Here is a 22,451-nt window from a genome sequence, read left to right on the forward strand (position 1 = left end):
GCTGGAAGCCTTGAATGAGGCTGAGGCCGGACCGGGGAAGCAAACATTCTGGAGGTTATGATGAAAGCAAGATTGAACAGGCTCTGGTGGTCACTGATGGCAATGGTCCTGCTGTGTCCCGGTTTCGCCCTGGCGGCCGGCGGTGGAGGCGCGGCCCCCATCGTGCTGGTGGCGGACACCCGGAAGCTGACCGGGATTCTGGCTTGGTGGGCCAATCTGTACAATGAGAGTCATTTTCAGTTCATGATCCTGACGGTCGTCCTGATCCCGATCACTGGCGTGGTGTTCGGTGTCCTGGCCGACATCATCATGAGCTGGATCGGCATCGACCTGAAGTCCCGCAATCTGGCGGAACACTAAACCGTACACCATCGACCAAGGAGATAAACCATGGATTGGCTCTATGTCCTCATGCCCATCGCAGGCGTTAAAATTTTCTGGCCCGGCCTCATTATCCTCGGAGTCGGCGTCGGCATCATCGGCGGTTTCTTCGGCATGGGCGGGGCGTGGATGGTCACGCCCGGTCTCAACATTCTCGGTTTCCCCATGGCCTTCGCCATCGGCACCGACATCGCGCACATGGCGGGCAAGTCTCTCATTTCCACCATGCGCCACGGCAAGTTCGGCAACGTCGACTACAAACTGGGTCTGATCATGCTGGTGGGCACCGTGGTCGGCTTCGAGGCCGGGGCCCAGATGGTCATGTGGCTGGAACGCATCGGCAGTGTCGAGAAGGTCGTGCGCTGGATCTACATCGTGCTTCTGGCCTTCATTGCCTGGATGGTCTTCCATGATGTCGCCAAGCGCAAGGCCAAGGAGCGCGCGGCCCTCGCCCGCGGCGAGAAGCTGACCGGCCTTGAGACCGGCGTCGAGTGGCACAAGGCTCTCCACAAGATCAAGATTCCCCCGATGGTTCACCTGAAGGAAGCCGGCATCTACTGTTCCGCCTGGCTGCCCATCTTCGTCAGCTTCTTCACCGGCTGGCTGGCCGGCATCCTGGGCATCGGCGGCGGTCTGATCCGCATGCCCGCCCTGATCTACATGATCGGCTGTCCGACCCATGTCGCCGTCGGCACCGACCTCTTTGAAGTGGCCATCTCCGGCCTTTACGGCGCGGCCACCTACACCTGGAAGGGCCGCACCGAGCTCGTCGCCGCCATGATCATGCTGGTCGGCGCCGCCATGGGCGCCCAGGTCGGCGCCGTGGCCACCAAGTACATCAAGGGCTATGGCATCCGCATCGCCTTCGGCCTGGCCGTCATCGGTTGCGCGGTGTCCATCCTGCTCAAGCTGGTCCAGCCCTGGCTGCCCGCCTACAAGAACCTGCTCAATAATGCGTCGACGGTCCTGGTCCTCGGCTTGGTGAGCTGCATGTCCATCTACATCTTCGTGCGCATGGTCCAGGGCGTTAAGATGGAACTGGCTGCCAAGAACCGCAGGAACTAGCCCGCAATCAGATAAGGAGTTGAACATGAATACCAGACGCATACTGCTCGGACTCGCCATCGCGCTGCTGACCTTCGGTGTCCTTGGGTGCGATGAATACGGCAAGGTGGATCAGGGACGGGTCATCGCCTTCGACAAGGACAAGCAGACCGTGACCGTGATCCAGGACAAGGCCATGGATTCCCAGAATCCCGACTATTCGATTCTGCCTCCGCACACGTACAAGATGCCTACGGATCCGGCCGAGCGCGGCGCGGACCCCAAGGCCGGGTATCGCATGAAGCTGGACGTGGACAAGAAGGTCATCCGCATCTTCAATCCCAACAACCAGGCCCTTGAAGATCTGCCCATCACCATCGTGGACGTGCAGAAGGACATCGCCAAGGACCACCCCCTGGTTTTCGACAAGGACAAGAACGTGGCCAAGAAGTTCCCCGTGGTCGATCAGGACAATAAGACCGTCACCGTCTATTCAGGTCGCCAGAAGATGCTCGCCACCTTCAGCGTGCCTGAAGAGTACTTCGGGTTTCCCGAGAGCACCTGGGACGCCGGCGACGAGGTGCGGGTGTACTACAAGACGGAAGGCGAAGCCATCCGCTTCATGAACGTCAGCAAGACCGACATCTTCAAGAAGTAAAGCCTCGGGGATGCGCGGGGTGGACAACCGCCCTCCTGGACGTCCCGCGCATCCCCCTTTAAGGAGTCCGACGTGAGCGAATACAGATTTTTCCTGCTGCACAAGATCCTCGTCCTGTCCATCAACGCCCTGGTTCTCGGGGCGCTGACCGTTGCCATGTACATGGCCGCGCAGAATCCCGAGGAGTTCACCCTTGTCTTCCTCAGGGTTTTCGGGAGCCTGCTGCTGCCCATCATTGTCCTGGGGTTCGCGGCCAAGCGGAAGCTGCGGCGCAGCGCGGATTCCATGTGCGGAGATGCGGCGTGATCCGTGCCCAGCGGATCTGGCGCCTCCAGCGCGCCAGCGGCACCGTGGCCATGATTCTGCTGGTCCTGACCCTGCTGATCCTTTTCGACGGCCTGCGCGGCGGAATTTTCGGTGGATCGGGGCAGGTGCGACTCATCCCGGGTGAACGCTACGTGGTGAGCGGCCCCATGCCTCCAAAGACCGAGCGGATCAGGGATTTCGTGATTGAGGGCGGCGCCTTCGACGGCTCCCTGCGCCTGGTGCCCGAAGCCGTTTTCACGGGCTATCTCTTCGGCGGTGGCATGTGGCGCGGATATTTTGAAGTCAGTCCCGTGCCGCGCCCCGGAACCTACGTGTTCAAGGTCCGCGACAGGTTTGGGGAAAAGCAGAACCCGGCCCTGGTCTTCACCGTCCGCGTCTTCGCCAGCGCCAAGGCCAGGCAGGCCGATTCCCCCTCCCTCGTGACACGCTGGACCGCGGCCGACCCATTGATAGTGGCCGCAGTGCTTGGTTTTTTCGGACTTGCGACAGCCGGCGGCAATTACCTGCTGGGCAGGAAGTGGCATGAACTGCTTGCGGAGCACGGGTGTGGGGAGATATTCAGACTGCGGAAGATCGACGGATACCTGGAAGCGGAAGTGGAGATGCGCTCGTGCTCAAGCGTGGAGGAAGGTGCGCCGTTCAGGTTCACGCATCCCCTGCGCGGCGACCTCGGACAGGGGACGGTGCTGTCCTGCGACCGCAATGAAATCAGAATACGGATTCCCGCGGATTCGCCCGTGCGGCTGGGCGACATCGCCTGTCCCGCTCAGGCATGATCCCATGGAGAGGCCATGAGTTCTCTTGAAGACTGCAAGCTCTTGTTTGTGGATGACGAGGAAGAGTTTCTGGGCACCATGGCCAAGTACCTGCGGCGCAAGAAGCTCGACGTGGCCACGGCGTCCTCGGGCCGGGCAGGCCTGGACTGGTTCGGGAATCACTCCGTTGACATAGTGGTCCTGGACATGAAGATGCCGGACCTGGGCGGGATCGAGGTGCTGCGGGAGATGCGCCGACTGAAGGGCGAGGATTTCGGGGTGATCATCCTGTCCGGTCACGCCCATACGGGCTTGGCCCTGGAAGCCATGCGCGCTGGCGCCGACGACTTTCTGCTCAAGCCCTGTTCCGTGGAGAATCTTCTGGAGCGCATCGACCTGCTCCGCGATCGCCTGCTTGAGCGCCGCAGCGCATGAATCCCGGACTCCGGAAATGAAAAAACCCTCGGTGACGAGGGTTTTCTGCGTTACGCGGGGGTCTTGACGGCCTTCTTGCGCTTTTCCCAGAGCTTCATGCCCTGCATGGTCTTGCGACGGTCGCGGGCCAGGGACTTGGCGACCAGGGAAGTGCCCTTCTTGTAGCCGTACTTTTCGCGGTACTCTTCGGGGGTCAGACCGTGGGTAGCCAGGTGGCGCTTAGTCAGGACCTTGAAGGACTTGCCGCATTCGCAGCAGATGACGCTCTTTTCACGGATGGCGTTCTTGGGATCCACGGCGGGTTCAGTGTCGACAACGGGGACAACGCCTTCGGCGACACCACGGATGCTCTGCGTCAGGGCGCGGATCATTGAGGTGATTTCGTCTTCGTTCATGTTGCGGACAGAAGCCTGGGCCTTCACGATTTCGATTGCTTGCTTCAGATAATCTTCCATTTTTACTCCATAGCTATAATAGGGTCATTGATAACGCTGTAAACCGTCAGACAAAGTAGCTTACTTCATAGTAGAGAATGATGGAATGTCAAATGCTTTGTTGACAATCTGTTATGTCTGCTCCTGATTGCCGGGAGGATCGTTGTGAACGTGTCTGAATCCGTTGAGGAAATATGTGGTTTCCCAAGGTGGTGATTATCTTTCCGGGGGAATACATTTGTTTGGGAAGCTTGACGACGATGGGATTTTGAGGTCAGCATGCGTCCATGTTACGATAGACGGCGAGACCAAAAGGAGGACAAATGCCATCTTTTGATATTGTGAATGAAATCGATTTGCAGGAAGTTGATAATGCGGTGAACAATGTGCGCAAGGAAGTCGAGACCCGGTACGACTTCAAGGGCGTGATCACGGAAATGGACTTCAATCGCAAGACGAAAATCCTCTCTCTGGTTACCGGAGACGAGATGAAGATACGGGCCATAAGGGAGATGCTGATCTCGCATTTCGTGCGCCGCAAGGTCGATCCCAAGTCCCTGGAGTTCGGGGAGACCGAAAATACCTCCCGTGGTCAGCTCAAACAGGAAATCAAGCTGCACGACGGCATAGACAAGGATGCCGCCCGCAAGCTGGTCAAGTTGATCAAGGACAGCAAGCTCAAGGTCCAGGCCGCCATCCAGGACGAACAGGTGCGGGTCTCCGGCAAGAAGATCGATGACCTGCAGGAGGTCATGGCGCTGCTGAGAGGGTCCGAGTTCGAGTTGCCCTTGCAGTTCGTGAACATGAAAAAGTAACCGGAGGTGCGCATGCACGCATTCATCATGGGGATTTGGGCCTGGATCATGTCCAATCCGCTGATCGGGTTGGGAGTGGGCGCGGTCGTGGTGTTTCTTTTCTGGAGACAGCCCCGGCAGACCATGAAGCTTCTGATTGCGCTGCTTGTGCTTGTGGCCCTTGGCTACCTTGTATCGGGGATCATCGACTTCGCCATGGACAGCGCCATCGTGAAGGAGCGGATGATAGAGAAGAGTGAATAGTTAATGGTGATTGGTGAATGGAAGGCAGTGAGGGCAAGCCCTTGCAGACTGCACTGCAAAAACAGTTACGAAAGAACCTGATGGTCATTCCCGCGAATGCGGGATATGGTTGGAAAAGTCGCGAAATCCATTCTTTTTAGATAGTTAAAAAGTCGTCATCTCCTTCTTCAAGGGGATGGCGACTTTTTGCAGTTACCGTCTTGCATGCCCTATGTTTTTCCGCACACTATTCACCATTTCATCGTGTCATGGGCAGGAGCATGCGTACGCAGGTGCCTTGGCCTGGCTGGGACGAGAATTCCAGGCGACCGCCATGGTCGTGCATGATGGCCGAGGAGATGGACAGGCCAAGGCCCGTTCCGCCCAGTTCCCGTTTGGTGGTGAAGAACGGGTCCTGGATGTATTTGAGGTCGTGGGGGAGGATGCCGCAGCCGTTGTCGCGCACCTCCACTCCGGCCCAGGCCTTGTCCTCCCCGTATCCGGACAGGACCTGCAGCGTGATCTCGCCGCCCGAGGCGGGCACGGCTTCGCAGGCGTTGACCAGCAGATTGATGAGCACCTGGATGAGGCGTTGCAGGTCTGCTTCCACCAGCACAGGCTCCGCGCCCAGCCTGACGAGATAGCCCGGGGCCGCGGTTTTCAGTTTCTGGCGCACGAAGGCCAGGGCTCCGGCCACGACGCTGTTCACGTCGGTCGTCTCGCGTTCCCCTTCAGGGCGCTGGCGTGAATAGTCCTTGAGTCTTGAAACGATATCCTTGATCCGCTCCGACCCGTCCACCATGCCCTGCAGCAGCAGCGGCATCTGCTGCCTGAGTTCCGAATATTCGAGCCCGCCGAGCACGAAATCCCCATGTTCTTCCTGATATTCGTCCAGCACGTGCAGGGCGTCGGCCCAGACGTCGCGCAGGAGCGGCAGGTTCAGCGTCAGAAAGCTGTTGGGGTTGTTGATCTCGTGGGCCACGCCCGCCACCAGCACCCCAAGGGAGGCCATCTTGTCGGCCTGGATCATCTTCTGTCCCCGGAGTTGGGCCTTGCGCTCGGCTTCCTTGCGGGTCGTGATGTCCGTCAGCTTGCCCTCGATGAACACCGTGCGGCCCTGATCGTCCTTTTCGATCCGGGCGTTGAATTCCACCCAGATTTCACTGCCGTCCTTGCGACGCATGCGGGTCTCGAAATCCTTGAGCACACCGTCGCGGCGCAGGATGGAGAAGACCAGCTCGCGGTCGTCGGGGTCGCAGTACAGCTGGCGGCTGATGTCGGTGATCGTGGACATGAGATCCTGGGGTGAATCGTAGCCCAGGATGCGGGCCATCTCGCGGTTGGCTTCGATGAAGCGTCCCCCGGAGGTGGAGCGGTAGATGCCCTCCAGGGCCTTTTCGAAAATGGCGCGGTATTTCTTGCCTTCCTCTTCACGCTCGTTCCACTCGGTGATGTCGTGGGCAAAGACCACGGCACCCAGAATCTCCCCTCCGCGTTGCAAGGGCACGTAGGTGTTCTGGTAGAAGCCGATCTCTCCTTTGGGTTTTCTGTATTTGCGCCGCAGGATGTAGGATTCGCCGGCCAGGACTCGGTCGAAATTGCGGCGGGAGCTGGCGCGCTCATCGGGCTCGTTCAGGACGTCGAAAACGTGCATGCCGGGGTGGATGTCGAGGTTCCAGTTGTGTTTGACGAATTCCCGGTGGGCCTGGTTGAAGGTGATGTAATTGTAGTTCAGGTCGAGGGAAAAAAGCATGACATTGAGCGGCGTGTCGATCAGGGCGCGCAGGTCCTGCACTTCGCGGGTGAGCTGGCGGTTGGAGCGTTCCAGCTCGCGCAGCCTTTGCAGCAGATCTTCCCGTCCGGCGTTCACTCTTCAGGGTCCTCCATCTGGCGAAGCTTGTTGAGGCGCTTGTTGAGCGCCTGCCGGGACACGCCCAGCATGCTCGCGGCCAGGGCCTGGTTGTTTCCGGTGCGGCGCATGGCCTCGTGCACCAGTTCGGCGCAGACATGCTTCAGGGTCGGCAGTTCCGGGCCGAATTGCAGGCGCGTGCCTTCCCCGGGCTGGACCTTGCGGGATGCGGCGGGATTCTTGCGCACATGCGCCTTGATGCGGTCCAGGTCCAGTTCGTCGTCTCCAGAACAGCTCAGGGCGTCCAGGATCAGGAATCGCAGTTCACGTATGTTGCCCGGAAAGTCGTAGCTTGCGAGCAGGTTCAAAAGCTCGACCGGCACTGCCGGGCGTTTGCGCTGCTGGCAGCCCTGGCGCATGAAGTGGTCGATCAGAAGGGGCAGATCCTCGCGGCGTTCGCGCAAGGGAGGTAGATGCACGTGATGTGCGCGCAGGCGGTAGTACAGGTCGGACCGGAAGCGTTTCGCCTCGGCCATGACGCCGGGGTCCACATTGGTGGCCGCGATGATGCGGGCGTCGGTCTTGCGGGTCACGTCGGAGCCGATAGGCAGGTATTCGCGTTCCTGGACCAGGCGCAGCAGCTTGACCTGCGAGGCCTGGGGGAGGTCGCCGATTTCGTCCAGAAAAAGGGTGCCTGCCTTGGCGTTTTCCACCAGGCCGGGGCGGGCTCTGTCGGCGCCGGTGAAGGCTCCCTTCTTGTGCCCGAACAGGGCGTCGGCAAAGATGTTGTCGTCGAGACCGGCCACGTTGACGGGCACGAATTCGCCCTGCCGTCCGCTCAAATCGTGAATGACCTTGGCCACAAGCTCCTTGCCGACCCCGGATTCGCCGGTGATGAGCACGGGCTGGGTGCTGCGCGCGATGGCCTCGATGTACTGGAAGATGGAGCGCATGGCCTTGGAGCAGGTCACGATGGGCGCAAAGGCCTCGGGGTGCTCCAGGGTGTCCTGCAGGAAGCGGGTGCGCAGACTGCTGTTCTCGCGCTTGAGTTCGCGGATTTCGATGGCGTGCCTGATGCCGGAGACAAGGCTGCTCTTGTCGTTGGTCTTGACGAAAAAGTCGAAGGCGCCGCGTTTGATGCATTGCACCGCCGTCTCCACCTGGCTCATGCCGGTGATGACCAGGATGGGAATGTCCGGATTGGTCGCGGACACGGTGTCGATGAGGTCCTGTCCGGACATGCCGGGCATGGCCAGATCCACGGCCATGACCTCGATTTCGGTCTTGGCCAGGATTTCGGGCACCGTGGTGCTGTCGTTGCAGCAGATGATGTTGTCGATTCCGTGGGATTTGAGGGCCAGGGAAAAGGACCGCAGCCACGTGTCCTCATCATCGACGAGCAGGACGGGATAGGATGGGAATTTCGTCATGTCTGTTTCCTAATCGTATGTGCGTTCGTCAACAAGGGCCGGCGCGCCTTCCGGGATGGTTTCCCCCAGGCCGAGGGTGACCACGACCGGGCGTAGCTTGATCACTTCCTGAAAACCTGCGGCGATGGCGCCGTGGTCCGCCGGGCCATTGGTTTCGATGCGCAGGGTCAGGGTTTCCTTGCCCTCGTCGTTGCTCACCACCACCTGATGACGCAGGACCTGCGGAAAACGGCTCAAGGCCTGCGCGACCTGGGCGGTATAGACGAACTGTCCGCGAACCTTGGCGGTGTCGTCCACCCGTCCCAGAATGCCTTGCAGCTTCGGCGCTGTGCGGCCGCAGGGGCAATCGGCGTCATCGAGGCGCGAAAGGTCTCCGGTGGCCAGGCGGATCAGGGGATAGTCCGGGGTGAACGGCGTGACCACCACCTCGCCGATTTCTCCCGTGGACACAGGGCGGCCCGTGGCCGGATCGCAGATCTCGACGAAACAGCGGTTTGAGAGGTGCATGCCGCCAAGCTCCGGGCACTCGTAGGCGATGCAGCCCACGTCGGCCGTGCCGTAGCCCTGGCGGATGATCATGCCGAACATGTCCTGCACTTCCGTGCGCAGGCTCTCCGGCAGGCGTTCGGCGGCCACAAACGCGACCCGCAGCCCGAAATCCTTTTTCGGGTCGAGCCCCTTGTCCCTGGCCTTTTCGCCCAGGGTCTTGAGAAAACTGGTCATGCCCACGAAGGCCGTCACGGGCAATTCCTGCATGAGCTGCAACTGCACGGAGGAATTTCCCGGTCCGGCCGGGATCACTGCGCAACCCAGGGCGCGCAGGGGTTCTTCGAGCATCAGCCCGGCAGGGGTGAGATGGTAGCTGAAGGTCATCTGCGCCAGATCGCCGGAGCGGAAGCCGGCGGCATGAAAGGCCTCGGTCCAGCCCCAGTAGTCCGGCCCCCGGCCTTCGGGGTCGTAGATGGGACCCGGAGACTGGTAGATGCGCGCCAGAGTTCCCGGGGCGCCGGGCAGAAACCAGGTCAGCCCCTTCTCGCGTTGCAGCCGGGACAGGTCCTTTTTGCGCAGCACGGGGATGGAGGTGAAATCGTCAAGGGAGCGGATTTCGTCCGCCACGACGCCCGCCGATGCGAGCCGTTCACGAAATTCTCCATCAAAGGACAACGCCTTTTTCACCATGGCCTGAATGGAGTTGCGCTGCTTGCCTGCCCTTACGGATCGGGATTCGGTTTCCAGATCGTGATAGTAGCCCTTTGTCCTGTCCATGAACGCTCCGATCAATAGAGGTTTGGAGATGTTTGGAGATGTTTTCAGATGGCCGGGGTCGGCAGGGTGAAGTCACTGCACGGGGAACGGCCCCGAGAGCGACGTCTTCATCCGAGCCAGCGTTTTCTGCGTCTGTAATGCTTGATGTCGCGATAGCTGCGTTTTTCCCCGCCATGTCCGAGGCCAAGATAGAACTCCTGCACATCCGGGTTGCGCAGCAAGTCCTCGCCCTTGCCGTCCATGACGATGCGCCCGTTCTCCATGATATAGCCGTAATCGGCCAGGGACAGGGCCATGCGCGCGTTCTGCTCCACCAGCAGCACGCTCACGCCTTCGGTCTTGTTGATCTTGCCCACTATCTCGAAAATTTCCTCCACCAAGAGCGGCGCCAGGCCCAGGGACGGTTCGTCGAGGAGCAGCAGCTTGGGACTGGCCATGACCGCCCGCCCGATGGCCAGCATCTGCTGCTCGCCGCCGGACATGTAGCCCGCCAGCTGATGGCGGCGTTCTTTGAGTCTTGGGAAATACGCGTACACTTTTTCGGAGTTGTGCGCAAAAAGGCGCGCGGGTTGCGTGTACCCTCCGCAGCGCAGATTTTCCTCCACGGTCAGGTCCTCGAAGATGCGCCGACCTTCCATGACCTGAAAAACTCCGGCCCGGACCAGTTTTTCCGGCACAAGGCGGACAGTCTCCGTGCCGTCGTACATGATGGACCCGGAGGTGACCTTGCCGTTTTCTCCGGCCAGCAAACCGGAAATGGCCTTGAGCGTCGTGGACTTGCCGGCCCCGTTGGCGCCCAGGAGGGTGGTGATGCTGCCCGTGGTCACGTCCAGGGACAGGCCTTTTAAGACCAGGACCACATCGTTGTAGACCACTTCCAGGTTCATCACTTGGAGGATGTTCATGCTTTGTTCTCAAGAAGTTGCTGTTGATTGAAAAGAACCGTCCGCGTGATTGTGGAGGCGGGACCGGTTTGGCGCTTCGCCTCCACAATTTACGCCTAATGGCCGAGCCATTCCTTCTTGCGTTCCAGGGTTTCGGTCTTGACGAATTCGAGCTTGCCGTCCTTGAAGGCGGTGATGTTCACCGAGAGGTTCGGACGGTGGTCGTCGGCGAAGTAGCTGATGGCCGGGGCCAGTCCCTCGGGGTCGAAATCGCGCATGGTTTCGAGTGCGTCCTTGATGCTTTCTCCCGTCACCTCGCCCTTGGCCTTGGCCATTTTCATGCCTTCGCACATGACCATGGCGGAAACGAATCCGCGTACGTAGTGGGTCATCTGCGGCTCATCCTTGGTCAGTTCGCGGATCAGGGCCATGCCCGGCACGTCCTGCCCGTAAATGACTCCGCCCTGCAGGCCGAAGTGGCCGTTGGCCGCTTCGCCGCCAAGCTTGAAGATGTTCTCGTCGCTGCTCCAGATGTTGGTCAGGAAGGTGCAGGTCATGCCGAGCTTCTGGGCGTCCTTCATGATCACGGCCGTGGAAGGGGTGGTCCCGCCGGTCCAGACGAAGTCGGGTCCGACCTTCTTGAGGCTCAAAAGCTGCGGGGTCGCGTCGATGGCTTTCAGGTCCACGTTTTCCTGGCCCACGATCTCAAAACCCAGTTCGGCGGCATATTCCTTCATGGCCGGAATGGGCACCGATCCGTAGGGATTGTCCGGGAAGACGAAGGCCAGCTTGGGGGCGCGCTCTTCCTTCCAGGTCTCGCGCAGATATTTGAGTCCGGCCCGGCCCTGGGTGGAGTAATCCGGCGCGGCGGTGAAATTGTAGGGTGCCTTGGCCGGGTCCATCAGGTGCGCGGAGTAGGAAGCCGAGAAGACCGGGATCTTGTCCTTGGCCACGAACTTGACCAGGGCTTCGGTGTCGCCCGTGCCCCAGCCCTGCATGGCCACGATGCCGCTGGAGGTGAAACGCTTGTAGGCGGCCAGGGCCTGCTGCACGTTGTAGGCGTAGTCGACCTGGATGAGTTCCACGGGTTCGCCGTCTATGCCGCCGTTGTCGTTCAGCCATCCTACATAGGCCTTGATGCCGTCGGCGTAGGGGCCGCCCACGCTGGACGTGGGGCCGGTGAGGTCGGACAGGAGGCCCACCTTGTAGGCGGCCGATGCCGTGCTGATGCTGGCGATGAGGGCCAGGATGGTCAGGGCAAGAAGTTTTTTCATGGTGTCTCCGGATGCGGCAAAAGGTTTCCCCGGCGCGAGAGGGCCGGGCCGTTAGTATGCAAAGGGGTAGAGTTTCCAGTAGGCCTTGGTCAGCCTCCATTTACGGGCCAGTCCTTCGGGCTCGAAGATGAGGAAGAGCACCAGCATGAGCCCGAAGACCCCTTCCTTCATGGGCACGATGATGGCGCTCAGGTCCGGGGCGATGCCCCCCAGGGACGTGGTCAGCAGATTGAGCATCTCCGGCAGCAGGGTGATGAAGATGGCCCCGAAGATGGAGCCCAGGACAGACCCCATTCCACCGATGATGATCATGGCCAGATAGCTGATGGACAGCCCCATGGAGAACTGCTCCGGGGTGATGTACATGGTGTAGTGGGCCCAGAGGCCACCTGCGATGCCGGCCAGGAACGAGCTCAGACCAAAGGCTTGCAGCTTGAAGGCGAAAAGGTTCACGCCCACGTTCTCGGCGGACTGGTGGTAGTCGCGGATGGCCACGAAGGCCCGCCCGGGGCGGGTGCGGATCACGTTGGTCACGACCAGGACGCACAGCACGGTGACCAGCAGGATGAGGTAGAAGATCTTGGAATCGGTGTCGAAGGAATAGCCCATGATTTCGGGCGCATCGACGGGCAGGCCGTTGGCCCCGCCGGTGATGCTTCCGGCATGTAGGAAGACGTATTCCAGGATGAGCTGCGCGGCCAGGGTGGAGATGGCCAGATAGATTCCCTTGAGGCGCAGCGACGGGATGCCGAAGATCATGCCCACCATGGCCGCCACCGCGCCCCCGCCGAGCAGGGCCAGGAAAAAGGGCACTCCCATGTTGGACAGCACCGCCGCGCCGTAGGCCCCGACCCCGACGAAAGCCCCGTGCCCCAGCGACATCTGGCCGCAGACGCCGGTCAAAAGGTTCAGGGACACCGCCCCGATGACCGCGATGAGGATCAGGTTCAGGATGGACATGACGTAGGAGTCCAGAAACTGGGGGCACACCAGCAGGACCGCGAAGAAAAGGGCCAGACAGATTTTCTGGAATTTGGAGGGGAAGAGGCCGTCCTCGCGGGCGTAGGTGGTGTAGAAGAGTCCGCATTTTTGCATGCTCATACCCGTTCAATCTCCTTGGTTCCGAAAAGCCCGTAAGGCTTGATCATGAGAATGATGACCAGGATCACAAAGGAGGCAACCTCCTTGAATCCGCCCAGTCCGAAGAGGTCCTTGGCCGCGCCCTCGCAGATGTTTTCCAGCACCCCGATGATCAGGCCGCCGAGCGCCGCGCCGAGCAGGCTGTCCAGCCCGCCAAGGATCACGGCGGGAAAGACTTTCAGCCCCAGCTGGCCGAGCTGGGCGTTTATGCCGTTGATGTTGCCGAGGATGATGCCGCCGATGCTCGAAACCACGGCCGCGATGCACCAGGACAGGGCGAAGATGGACTTGATGCCGATGCCCATGGACTGGGCGGCCTGCTGGTCGAAGGCCGTGGCGCGCATGGCGATGCCCAGGGACGAGTACTTGAAGAACAGGCTGAAGACCCCGAAGAGCAGCACCGAGAGCCCGAAGGCCGCGACATACACCGGCGCGATGGGCAGGCCCAGAAGCATGTAGGGTTCCTGGGGCAGGATGGCCGGGAAGACCTGGATCTGGGTGCCCCAGACCATCTGCACGAAAGATTTGAGCATGGACGAGAGTCCGATGGTGACCATGATGACGGAGATGATGGGCTCGCCGATGAGCGGCCGCAGGATGAGGCGCTCCACGAGAATGGCCAGGGCGATGGAAAAGACCAGCGTCAGGAGGAAGGAGACCAGAAACGGCAACTGGAACTGCACGGTCAGGGCGAAGCAGATGTACGCGCCGACCATGACCAGTTCGCCCTGGGCGAAGTTGACGACCTTGGTGGCCTTGAAAATGATGACGAATCCCAGCGCCACCAGACTGTAGATGGAGCCGACCACCAGGCCGTTTATGATGAGTTGGAGGTAGTATTCCATAAATGACCTTATGGGTTGTTGCCGTCGGCGGCGTTTTCGCTCCAGAGTTTCTGAAACGCGTGAAAGGCATGGATTCCCGCCTTCGCGGGAATGACATCGACGCAAGGCGGACATGCCGACTCCAGAACCAGAGAGCGCGGTCCACGGACAATCCACCGAGTCATCCCCGCGAAGGCGGGGATCCATCTTCCGTAAAGTTCCGTTTCCATCCTCGTCTCCATCATGACATTCCCCCATCCGTAACGTCGCGGATGCAGATGGCCCCTGTCATTTCGCGGTGCGACCCGTCCTGGTAGGTGATGGCGATGCACAGGTCCGTGTTGTCCGTGCCGTCGTAGAGTGCATGGATCAGCTCCGCGTAACGCTCCCCGATGACCTTGCGCCGGATTTTGCGCGTGCGGGTCAGCTCGCCGTCATCGGCGTCGAGCTCCTTGAAGAGCAGGGCGAAGCGCGTGACCTCGGTGCCGGGCTGCAATGACGGATTGATGGTCCGGATTTCGGATTCGATCAGGTCGTAGAGTTCGGGCTTGGCCGCCAGGTCTTGATAGGTGGTGTAGGTCAGGCCCCTGGATTCCGCCCAGCGGCCCGCGATGTCGCCGTCGAGGCAGATGATGGCGGTGATGAAGTCGCGCTGGTGGCCGAGGACCACGGCTTCCTGCACGTAGGTCGAGAACTTGAGCTTGTTTTCGATGAACTGGGGCGAGAAACGCACCCCCCTGGCCGTGGTCATGACGTCGGAGAGGCGGTCGATGATGACCAGTTGGCCGTTGTCCTTGAAGAAGCCTGCGTCGCCGGAGTGCAGCCAGCCGTCGGTGACGGTCTCGGCGGTGGCGGCGTCGTTGCCGAGGTAGCCCTTGAACACGGCCGCGCTTCTGGACAGGATCTCGCCGTCTTCGGCGATGCGGATCTCGGTCTCGGCTATGGGTTCGCCCACGGATTCGAAACTGACCGCGCCGTCGCGGTGGATGCAGGAAATGCCCGCGATCTCGGTCTGGCCGTAGATCTGCTTCAGGTTCACGCCCAGGGCGTGGAAAAAGGTGAAGGTGTCGGGGCCAAGCGGCGCGCCGCCCGTGGACGCCGAACGCACGCGCGAGAAGCCGAGCCGGTCGCGCAGGGCCCTGAAAAGCCCCCAGTCGGCCAGCCTGTTGGCCATGCGCAGGCCCGCGGACGGCGTTTCGCCGCGCAGCACGGTGCCTGCGTACCTGAGCCCGATGGGCATGAAGATGTTGAAGAGAAAACGCTTGAAGCGGGTTGTCTCCATGATGCGCACCCGGACCTTGGCGGCCATGTTCTCCCAGACTCTTGGCGGCGAGAAGATGAGGTGCGGCCCGATTTCGCGGATGTTTTCCTGCACCGTGTCGGGTTCCTCTGGGAAATTGACGCAAAAGCCGAACAGGAGAGCCGAGGACACGGCCATCATCTGCTCGCCCATCCAGGCCAGGGGCAGGAATGACACGAACTCGTCGCTTGCGTGTTTGGGATCGGACAGGCCCAGATTCCAGGCCATGGACAGAAGGTTCCTGTGCGAGAGCATGGCCAGCTTGGGCCGTCCTGTGGAGCCGGAGGTGGTGGCGATGAGCGCTGTGTCGTCGGGGGTGACGTCCTTGATCCATTGCTCGAATTCGTGCGCGTGGTCCTGGCCCAGTTTGCGGATGTCATCGAAGGATTTGAGTCCCGGCGCATCGTAGCCGATCAGCCCCTTGGAATCGTGATAGATGATGTATTCCAGCAGCGGCAGATCGTCCCGGATGGACAGGATCTTGTCGACCTGCTCCTGATCCTCGGCCACCACCAGCCGGGCCTTGGACAGCTCGAAGACATAGCCGATCTCCTCGCCGGGCGAGTCCTGGTACAGTCCGAGGGACACCCCGCCGAGGCCCTGGATGGCCAGCTGGGCCCAGAGCCACTCCGGACGGTTGTCGCCGATGATGACGATGATGTCTCCCCGGCCAAGGCCCAGCGCCCTGAGCCCGGCGGCGAACTCGGAGGTGATGGCCCAGTATTCGGCATAGGTCACGGGTTTCCAGATGCCCAGGGTCTTTTCGCGCAGGGCCGTGCGGCCGGGACGATTGCGGCTGTTTTCAAGGAGCAGGCTTGGCAGGGTGGTATCGTACGGAGCGGTCATTCAGCGTCCCTTATACAGGCCGTCATCGTCGCCGAGGTAGGCGCTGATGACTTTGGGATTGTTCTGGATTGCCTCTGGCGTGCCGCTGGCCAGGACACGGCCGAAATCGAGCACGACGACATGGTCGGAGATGTCCATGACCACGCCCATGTCGTGCTCCACCAGAAAGACGGTCACGCCCCATTCCTCGTTGATGTCCAGGATGGAGCGGGCCATGTCCTCGGTTTCCTCCAGGTTCATGCCCGCCATGGGTTCGTCGAGCAGCAGCAGTTCGGGTTCGGCGGCCAGCGCGCGTCCGAGCTCGACTTTTTTCTGCACCCCGTAAGGCAGGTGCCCGGCGATCTGGTGGCGGTAGGGCGAGAGGTTCAGGAAATCGATGATGTCTTCCACGCGCTCCCGATGACGGGTCTCTTCGGCGCGGGCCTTGCCCAGGTAGAAGATGGAAGCCAGCAGCCCGTAGTTCAGGCGTGAGTGGCGACCGACCATGAGGTTGTCCAGGACCGAGAGCCCCCGGAAGAGGGCGATGTTCTGGAAGGTCCGGGCCAGTCCGAAGCCCGTGCGCTTGTGCGCGGGCACGCCGGAAAGCTCCCGGCCGTCCATGCTGATTTTGCCCTTGGTCGGGGTGTAACGGCCGGAGATGCAGTTGAGCATGCTGGTCTTTCCCGCGCCGTTGGGCCCGATGAGAGAGCTGATGCTGCCTTTTTGAACGGAGCACGAGACCCGCGAAAGGGCGGCCACGTTCTTGAAGGTCAGACTGACCTCCTTGATTTCGAGCAGGGCGCTACTGCCATTCATGCTTGAAATCCTCGGGGCCGACCACGTCGTAGCTGGCTTTCTGCAGGGCGGCCGCGATGGACGACGGGTTGGGCGTGTCCACGCGGATGACGACCATGCGCCGTTCCCTGTGCGTGAAGGTGCCGGTGGAGATGATGGAATACCCCATGGCGTCGATGATGCCCGAGACTTCGCGCAGCACGCCGGGACGGTCCACGACCTCGAAGACGATGCGCGAGCCGCCCTGGCCGTAGCCCATTTCCTCGGCCAGCACTTCAAGCATGATGGTGCGGTTGATGTAGCCGATGAGGTCGCCGTCCTGATCGACCACGGCCAGTCCGGCCAGGTTCTTGGCGTGCATGAGCATGGCGGCGGTCTCGATCTCCGTCTCGGGGGTCACGGGCGTGATGTCCGTGCGCATGATTCGCCCGACGGTGAGCTTGGACAGAAGATAGTTGATCTCGTGCTTGTCCAGACCCGTGGCCAGCGAGGGCATGGCGGCGCTTATGTCCTCGGTGCGCACGTATCCGATCAGTTTTTCGTCCTTGACCACGAACAGCATCCAGAGTTGCTGCTCATCCATGAGCCGCTGCGCGTCCTCGACCAGTGCATCCGGTGGCATCGCTATGAAATTCTTAAGCATTTTAAGCCCGACAAACATGATTGCTCCTTTTTCGTCGTATGCGGGAATGTTTTCCTAATAGAAAGGTTCGTGCCAAAAAGGTTCGCTCGTGCCAGAACGGCGTTGAATGATGTATTGAAGTGGATTAATATTGTACAATTTCAGGTTGTTGTGTTATATTTGTGGAAACTTTTCGCGGTTGGCGAATTTACTGGTCAAGGTGCGGAATTGGCAGAATGGGCGAGGGGGTGAGCAACTTTTATTGAGGATATTTGGTGCGATGCATCAAGTCCCCTGGCTACGACGCAGTGAACCAAGAGCAACTTTTATTGCATTGGCATTAAAAGTTGCGAAGTGTGGTGAAGAAAAGACCGTTTCTTGCGTTGTCCATACAGAACTGCTAAAATATTCATTGCCTGAAAGTATTGAATATCCGCAGCTCTCCCTCGGGTACCTCCTCAAGCTGGTCGCGCCCGGAGTAAAATGGAGGCGTCTATGTTGGGTGTCCGAGTGGCGTGTTGCCTTGTGTTCGTTTTTTTTGGATCGGTCGCCCTGGCCCGGACGCCAGTGGTTCTGATCATCGAGAGTTATCACCCGGTGCTGGCCTGGACCGCCCAGTGCGAGGAAGGCATTCGTCAGGCCCTGGGCGAGGGATTTGATGTCCACTCCTTCTTCATGGATACCAAGAGGATTCCCGAATCTGATTTTGCATTGAGCGCCAGCAGGGCCTGGGAAGCCGTTCAAAGCATCGAACCTGACCTGGTCATGCTCGGGGACGACGACGCCTTGAGCATGCTCGGTCCGCGAGTGGCGCAAACGGGCATCCCGATTGTCTACTTTGGCATCAACAACAATCCGCGCAACTACTTCACGCAACTTCCCCGCAACATGGCCGGAGTGTTGGAACGCACCCCAGTGATCCCCTGGTTGCGGCATCTGACCGAAATCATGCCCCTGGCGCGCCGTGTTCTCGTACTGTTGGACAATAGCCTGACCTCGGTTTCCATCGTCGATCTGGTTTTTCAGGGCCGTCCGTCTATCCATGTCGGAAGGCTGGACGTGCAATTTCACGTGGCTTCCGACTGGGCCGACTGGCAAGATCGGATTCGCGGGGCTTCGGATTACGATTTTGTACTCACGCCGACCTTCCACGCCGTGCGAGGCTCAGAGGGCTATGTCGACATCCCGGTCGTGGTTTCGTGGACATCCTCCAATAGTCCGGTCCCGGTCTTCTCGAATCAGGATTACACTATCGGCGAAGACGGTTTCACCGGAGCGTTGGTTCTGGTGGGTACGGAGCATGGCCGCCTTGCCGGGGAGATAGCCCGTGGAATTCTGGAAGGAACGTTTTCGCCTCAGAATGCTCCATTCCTGACGGACAGGGCGGGACAATTTTACTTCAGCCGCAAGCAACTGGAACGGTTTGGCATTCTTCTTCCCGAGGAAATTCGGCGCAACGCCCTTCTTTTGGACTGACCCCGCACAGCTTCTTCTTTTTCATATCCCCTCCATTGCAGCCTTGCCTTTCACGACAGCCCCCTTCTTCTTCGATTCGATCCCGGTTGGATTGTCATTTTTCAAAGTCCCCCTTGTTTTATTCGCGTGCCTGTTGACAGACCGTGATAGCGGGACTATTTTGAACATAATTTCAATATAAAACAAGGAGAGCGCGTGGGACGCAGGAGAAAATGCAGATTTGTGGCCGATGTGCCTGAAGTGACGGTTTTCAAGCCCGTGGGCGTGCCCATGGGGCGGCTGCACGGTGTGGTGATCGGGCTCGATGGCTTCGAGGCCATGCGGCTGGTGGACGGCGAGGGTATGAGTCAGGCGGACGCAGCCTTACGAATGCAGGTCTCCAGGCCGACGCTGTGCCGCATCCTGGGAGAGGCCCGGACCCAGACGGCGCGGGCTCTCTCGCGTGGCTGGGTCATACGTATCGATATAGAGGGCGAGCACACCGTGACGGGCGCCGATTTTGAGGAAACGACTCCGTGTTGTCTGCGTGGCAAGATCTGCGCAAAGGGCGCGGGGCAAATGCAGGGAGAACGATCATGCCAGGACGAACAGGACAAGGCGGCGGTGGAAGAGGACAGGGCGGACGCGGTCAGGGCGGGGCAGGCCAGGGCGGGCAGGGCGGTGGATGTCGCGGCAGGCGTCCGGGTTGCGGCGCCGGAGGCGGTCAGGGTGGGGCCGGACAGGGTGGAGCCGGCCAGGGGCGGGTCCGTCGCGACGGATCCTGTCTGACCGACGACAAGGCTCCGGCTTCGCCGGGGATTGACACCGTGAAATCCGAGGAATAAATGCTCGTTTGAGCAAAACGGAGGTGCCATGCCACGACCCAGGAAATGCCGTCGCATCGAAGGATGCCCCAAGGCGTCGTTTTTCAAGCCGCAGGGAATTCCCCTGCGCGAACTGACGGAAGTCTATCTGTCCATGGATGGTTTTGAAGCCCTGCGCCTGTCCGATTACGAAGGGCTTGGCATGGAGGAAGGCGCCGAGCGCATGCATGTTTCCCGGCACACTTTCGGCCGCATCCTTGGAGATGCCCGTCGCGTCGTGGCCAAGGCGCTGGTGGAAGGATTGGCTCTGCACATCGCCCATGATGCCCAGATGCCGTGTTTTCAACTGAATCCGGACCGTGTGGCGGCCCGCAAGAAGGAGCTTAGCATGACCAAGATAGCCATTACCAGTGAAGGCCCGAATATGACGGATCGCGTTGATCCGCGTTTTGGCCGCGCGGCGGGATTCGTCGTCGTCGATCTTGAGACCATGGAGTCCACGTACATCGACAACGGCGGCTCCCAGACCCTGTCCCACGGGGCCGGAATCCAGGCCGCCGAAAACATCATCAATGCCGGAGCCTCGGTGCTTCTGACCGGCAGTGTCGGCCCCAAGGCTTTTGCGGCGCTGAAGGGCGGCGGTGTCAAGATCGGCCATAACATGAGCGGCGGCACCGTGGCCGATGCGGTGGAGGCATTCAAGGCCGGCAAGGTTGAATTCACCGACTCTCCAAACAGATAGGGTGCCATCATGATCGTTTCGGTTGCCAGCGGAAAGGGCGGGACGGGCAAGACCACGGTCACGGCCTCTCTGGCCGTTTCCTGGTCCCGGCCTCTCATGGCCGTTGATCTGGATGTGGAAGAACCAAATCTTCACCTGTTCTTGAAACCGGAAGTCACGGACACCGACGTCGTGACCATCGAAGTGCCCGAAGTGGACGAGAGCAAGTGCACGCATTGCCGCAAGTGCGCCGAGCTGTGCCAGTTCAAGGCCATCGCGGTCATGGGCAAGGCCATCATGACCTTTCCGGAGATGTGCCATGGTTGCGGCGGATGCATGGCCATCTGTCCCGAAGGCGCCATCGGCACGGGAACTCGCGAGCTTGGCGTCATGGAACGCGGTGTTGCCCGGGGCGCGTTGCCGTGCCTGACCGGGCGGCTGCGCGTCGGCGAGGCCATGAGCCCCCCGCTCATGCGGCACGTGCGTTCATGCATGAGGGCAGAGAGCGAGGAGCGGTCCCTGGACGTGCTCGTCGACGCCCCTCCCGGCGTGAGTTGCCCGGCCATGAGCGCCGTTGCCGACAGCGATGTCATCGTGCTGGTCACCGAGCCCACGCCGTTCGGCTTTCATGATTTCAAATTGGCCTTCGAGGCGTTTTCCCCCTACGGCAAGCCCATCGCCGTGGTCATTAACCGGGCTGGTCTGGGAGACAAGCGTGTCTACGAATTCTGCACGGCCCAAAACCTGCCTATCCTGGCCGAAATTCCCTACCGCCGCGACATCGCGGAGCATTACTCCAAAGGGATGATCCTGGCCGAAATGGATGAGGGCTTGGGCGAACTGTTTGTCAAGCTGGGCCAGGACTTGCGGCGTATGGCCAAGGAGGCCCGAAATGCGTGAGGTAGTTGTGATCAGCGGCAAGGGCGGCACCGGCAAGACCTCTCTGACTGCCGCGTTCGCCCATTTGGCCGAGAGCAAGGTGATCTGCGACCTGGACGTGGACGCGCCGGATCTGCATCTTCTGCTGGATCCCGCCGTCGTTCGCGACGAGGCCTTCATTTCCGGGCACGAGGCTATCATCGATCCGGAAAAGTGCTCGGGCTGTGGCCTGTGCGCATCCATGTGCCGGTACGATGCCATCGATCAGGACGGTGACGTGTACCGCATCGCCCCGCTGCGTTGCGAGGGCTGCAAGGTCTGCGTGGCTTTCTGCCCGGAGCAGGCCATAGATTTCCCCCCCCGTCACTGCGGGCAGCATTACATGAGCGAGACCCGTTTCGGTCCGATGGTGCATGCGCAGCTTTTCCCAGGGCAGGAGAATTCGGGGCTTCTGGTTTCGCGCCTGAAGAAAGAGGCCCGCGTCCTCGCCGAAGAGCGCGGCCTTGAGCTCATCCTGTGCGACGGCGCGCCAGGCATCGGTTGTCCGGTCATCGCTTCCCTTTCACAGACGGATCTGGCCGTGGTCGTGACCGAACCAACTCCATCGGGAGTGCACGATCTGGAGCGGGTGGCCAGCCTGTGCGATCATTTCCGCACCAGGGTCGCGGTCGTGGTCAACAAGCATGACCTCAATCCAGAGCAAACAAGTCGAATTGGTGCGCTGTGCAAGGAAAAGGGCTACACACTGGCTGCGCTGCTGCCTCATGACACGGCGGTCACCGAGGCCATGGTCCGGCGGCAGGCCATTACCGAGGGCGAAGACAGTGCCATCGCCACGCAGGTCCGGCAGGCGTGGCGGACCATCACGGATCTTTTGCATTCATAAGTTTATCGAACAAGGAGAAACACGTTCATGGAAAAAGTAAGAATTGCAGTCCCTTCGGCGCTCCCGGGCGGACTTGAAGCAGAAGTCGGCGCCCATTTCGGGCATTGCGACCTGTACACCATCATCGACGTAGAGGGCGGTTCCGTGGCTCAGGTCAGCACCCTCCCCAACGTCCCCCATGCCCAGGGCGGCTGCATGGCCCCCGTCAATCATCTGGCCAGCAACGGGGTAAACCTGCTCATTGCCGGCGGCATGGGCATGCGTCCGCTTATGGGTTTCAACCAGGTCGGCATCCAGGTTTTTTACGGCGCCGGCGCACCGAGTGTCGGAACGGCCGTGGATGCGCTCCTGAAGGGCGCGCTGGTGCCCTTCACCCAGGAATACACCTGCGGCGGCGGTCAATAGC

At 60.6% G+C, this 22,451-nt stretch carries 25 protein-coding genes; 14 read left to right on the forward strand and 11 right to left on the reverse strand.

Going from position 1 to position 22,451, the window contains the following annotated elements:
- Positions 1–60 precede the first annotated feature (60 nt).
- The 6 genes from H4684_RS03645 to H4684_RS03670 all read left to right on the forward strand — a co-directional run bounded on the left by H4684_RS03645 (position 61) and on the right by H4684_RS03670 (position 3,600).
- Positions 61–360 (forward strand): DVU0150 family protein, encoded by a 300-nt coding sequence (locus H4684_RS03645; protein ID WP_092188927.1) that lies wholly within the window; start codon positions 61–63, stop codon positions 358–360.
- 30 nt (positions 361–390) lie between these two features.
- A complete protein-coding gene (locus tag H4684_RS03650) occupies positions 391–1,446 on the forward strand; it encodes a sulfite exporter TauE/SafE family protein (RefSeq protein WP_092188925.1) in 1,056 nt (351 codons plus the stop codon).
- A gap of 25 nt (positions 1,447–1,471) precedes the next feature.
- Entirely contained in the window at positions 1,472–2,083 is a 612-nt protein-coding gene (locus H4684_RS03655) for a DUF4881 domain-containing protein (RefSeq protein WP_092188923.1), read from the forward strand.
- Positions 2,084–2,155: 72 nt separating this feature from the next.
- Positions 2,156–2,389, forward strand: a complete 234-nt coding sequence (locus H4684_RS03660) for a hypothetical protein (protein WP_092188921.1) — start codon at positions 2,156–2,158, stop codon at positions 2,387–2,389.
- Positions 2,386–3,186: a hypothetical protein gene (locus tag H4684_RS03665; RefSeq protein WP_192622857.1), complete on the forward strand. Its 801-nt coding sequence runs from the start codon at positions 2,386–2,388 to the stop codon at positions 3,184–3,186. Before H4684_RS03660 ends, H4684_RS03665 begins: the two co-directional genes overlap by 4 nt.
- Before the next feature lie 15 nt (positions 3,187–3,201).
- On the forward strand, positions 3,202–3,600 hold the full coding sequence (locus H4684_RS03670; protein WP_192622858.1) for a response regulator: 399 nt from the start codon (positions 3,202–3,204) through the stop codon (positions 3,598–3,600).
- 50 nt (positions 3,601–3,650) lie between these two features.
- Here H4684_RS03670 and H4684_RS03675 read toward each other — a convergent pair whose 3' ends face one another.
- Positions 3,651–4,055 (reverse strand): MucR family transcriptional regulator, encoded by a 405-nt coding sequence (locus H4684_RS03675; protein ID WP_092188915.1) that lies wholly within the window; start codon positions 4,053–4,055, stop codon positions 3,651–3,653.
- 302 nt (positions 4,056–4,357) lie between these two features.
- Between H4684_RS03675 and H4684_RS03680 the strand changes: the two genes are divergently transcribed.
- Together H4684_RS03680 and H4684_RS03685 are read left to right on the forward strand one after the other, a co-directional pair.
- The gene (locus tag H4684_RS03680; RefSeq protein ID WP_092188896.1) at positions 4,358–4,849 is read left to right on the forward strand and encodes a YajQ family cyclic di-GMP-binding protein; all 492 of its coding nucleotides are present in this window, start codon (positions 4,358–4,360) and stop codon (positions 4,847–4,849) included.
- Between the two features lie 12 nt (positions 4,850–4,861).
- Positions 4,862–5,092: a hypothetical protein gene (locus H4684_RS03685; RefSeq protein WP_092188894.1), complete on the forward strand. Its 231-nt coding sequence runs from the start codon at positions 4,862–4,864 to the stop codon at positions 5,090–5,092.
- 238 nt (positions 5,093–5,330) lie between these two features.
- Here H4684_RS03685 and H4684_RS03690 read toward each other — a convergent pair whose 3' ends face one another.
- The 10 genes from H4684_RS03690 to H4684_RS03735 form a co-directional block, all read right to left on the reverse strand.
- Positions 5,331–6,941 carry a PAS domain-containing sensor histidine kinase gene (locus H4684_RS03690; RefSeq protein WP_192622859.1) on the reverse strand — a complete coding sequence of 537 codons (1,611 nt, stop codon included), beginning with the start codon at positions 6,939–6,941 and terminating at the stop codon, positions 5,331–5,333.
- Positions 6,938–8,350: a sigma-54-dependent transcriptional regulator gene (locus H4684_RS03695; protein WP_192622860.1), complete on the reverse strand. Its 1,413-nt coding sequence runs from the start codon at positions 8,348–8,350 to the stop codon at positions 6,938–6,940. The genes H4684_RS03690 and H4684_RS03695 overlap by 4 nt, the downstream gene beginning before the upstream one ends.
- Positions 8,351–8,359: 9 nt before the next feature.
- Complete coding sequence (locus H4684_RS03700) at positions 8,360–9,616, reverse strand: phenylacetate--CoA ligase family protein (RefSeq protein ID WP_192622861.1); 1,257 nt, start codon at positions 9,614–9,616, stop codon at positions 8,360–8,362.
- A 107-nt stretch (positions 9,617–9,723) separates the two neighbouring features.
- Complete coding sequence (locus tag H4684_RS03705; RefSeq protein ID WP_092188886.1) at positions 9,724–10,521, reverse strand: ABC transporter ATP-binding protein; 798 nt, start codon at positions 10,519–10,521, stop codon at positions 9,724–9,726.
- 95 nt (positions 10,522–10,616) lie between these two features.
- Positions 10,617–11,774 (reverse strand): ABC transporter substrate-binding protein, encoded by a 1,158-nt coding sequence (locus H4684_RS03710; RefSeq protein WP_192622862.1) that lies wholly within the window; start codon positions 11,772–11,774, stop codon positions 10,617–10,619.
- A gap of 51 nt (positions 11,775–11,825) precedes the next feature.
- Positions 11,826–12,875, reverse strand: coding sequence for a branched-chain amino acid ABC transporter permease (locus tag H4684_RS03715; protein ID WP_225940225.1), 1,050 nt, complete (start codon positions 12,873–12,875; stop codon positions 11,826–11,828).
- Positions 12,872–13,759 (reverse strand): branched-chain amino acid ABC transporter permease, encoded by an 888-nt coding sequence (locus tag H4684_RS03720; protein WP_192622863.1) that lies wholly within the window; start codon positions 13,757–13,759, stop codon positions 12,872–12,874. Before H4684_RS03720 ends, H4684_RS03715 begins: the two co-directional genes overlap by 4 nt.
- 220 nt (positions 13,760–13,979) lie before the next feature.
- Positions 13,980–15,884, reverse strand: a complete 1,905-nt coding sequence (locus tag H4684_RS03725) for an AMP-binding protein (protein ID WP_192622864.1) — start codon at positions 15,882–15,884, stop codon at positions 13,980–13,982.
- Positions 15,885–16,679, reverse strand: coding sequence for an ABC transporter ATP-binding protein (locus tag H4684_RS03730; RefSeq protein ID WP_092188876.1), 795 nt, complete (start codon positions 16,677–16,679; stop codon positions 15,885–15,887). It lies immediately after the preceding gene.
- Complete coding sequence (locus H4684_RS03735) at positions 16,666–17,319, reverse strand: CBS domain-containing protein (protein WP_192622865.1); 654 nt, start codon at positions 17,317–17,319, stop codon at positions 16,666–16,668. Before H4684_RS03735 ends, H4684_RS03730 begins: the two co-directional genes overlap by 14 nt.
- Before the next feature lie 456 nt (positions 17,320–17,775).
- On the opposite strand from H4684_RS03735, the gene H4684_RS03740 reads away from it, so the two are divergent.
- The 6 genes from H4684_RS03740 (at position 17,776) to H4684_RS03765 (ending at position 22,450) form a co-directional block, all read left to right on the forward strand.
- Positions 17,776–18,756 (forward strand): ABC transporter substrate-binding protein, encoded by a 981-nt coding sequence (locus H4684_RS03740; protein ID WP_192622866.1) that lies wholly within the window; start codon positions 17,776–17,778, stop codon positions 18,754–18,756.
- A gap of 195 nt (positions 18,757–18,951) precedes the next feature.
- The gene (locus tag H4684_RS03745; RefSeq protein WP_192622867.1) at positions 18,952–19,524 is read left to right on the forward strand and encodes a DUF134 domain-containing protein; all 573 of its coding nucleotides are present in this window, start codon (positions 18,952–18,954) and stop codon (positions 19,522–19,524) included.
- A gap of 84 nt (positions 19,525–19,608) precedes the next feature.
- Complete coding sequence (locus H4684_RS03750) at positions 19,609–20,301, forward strand: DUF134 domain-containing protein (protein WP_092188868.1); 693 nt, start codon at positions 19,609–19,611, stop codon at positions 20,299–20,301.
- 9 nt (positions 20,302–20,310) lie between these two features.
- Entirely contained in the window at positions 20,311–21,180 is an 870-nt protein-coding gene (locus tag H4684_RS03755; RefSeq protein WP_092188866.1) for an ATP-binding protein, read from the forward strand.
- On the forward strand, positions 21,173–22,045 hold the full coding sequence (locus tag H4684_RS03760; protein ID WP_092188864.1) for an ATP-binding protein: 873 nt from the start codon (positions 21,173–21,175) through the stop codon (positions 22,043–22,045). Before H4684_RS03755 ends, H4684_RS03760 begins: the two co-directional genes overlap by 8 nt.
- Before the next feature lie 27 nt (positions 22,046–22,072).
- Positions 22,073–22,450, forward strand: coding sequence for a NifB/NifX family molybdenum-iron cluster-binding protein (locus tag H4684_RS03765; RefSeq protein ID WP_092375189.1), 378 nt, complete (start codon positions 22,073–22,075; stop codon positions 22,448–22,450).
- The last annotated feature ends 1 nt before the right edge of the window (position 22,451 follow it).

The sequence above is a fragment of the Desulfomicrobium macestii genome (genome assembly GCF_014873765.1).
Lineage (GTDB): Bacteria > Desulfobacterota > Desulfovibrionia > Desulfovibrionales > Desulfomicrobiaceae > Desulfomicrobium > Desulfomicrobium macestii.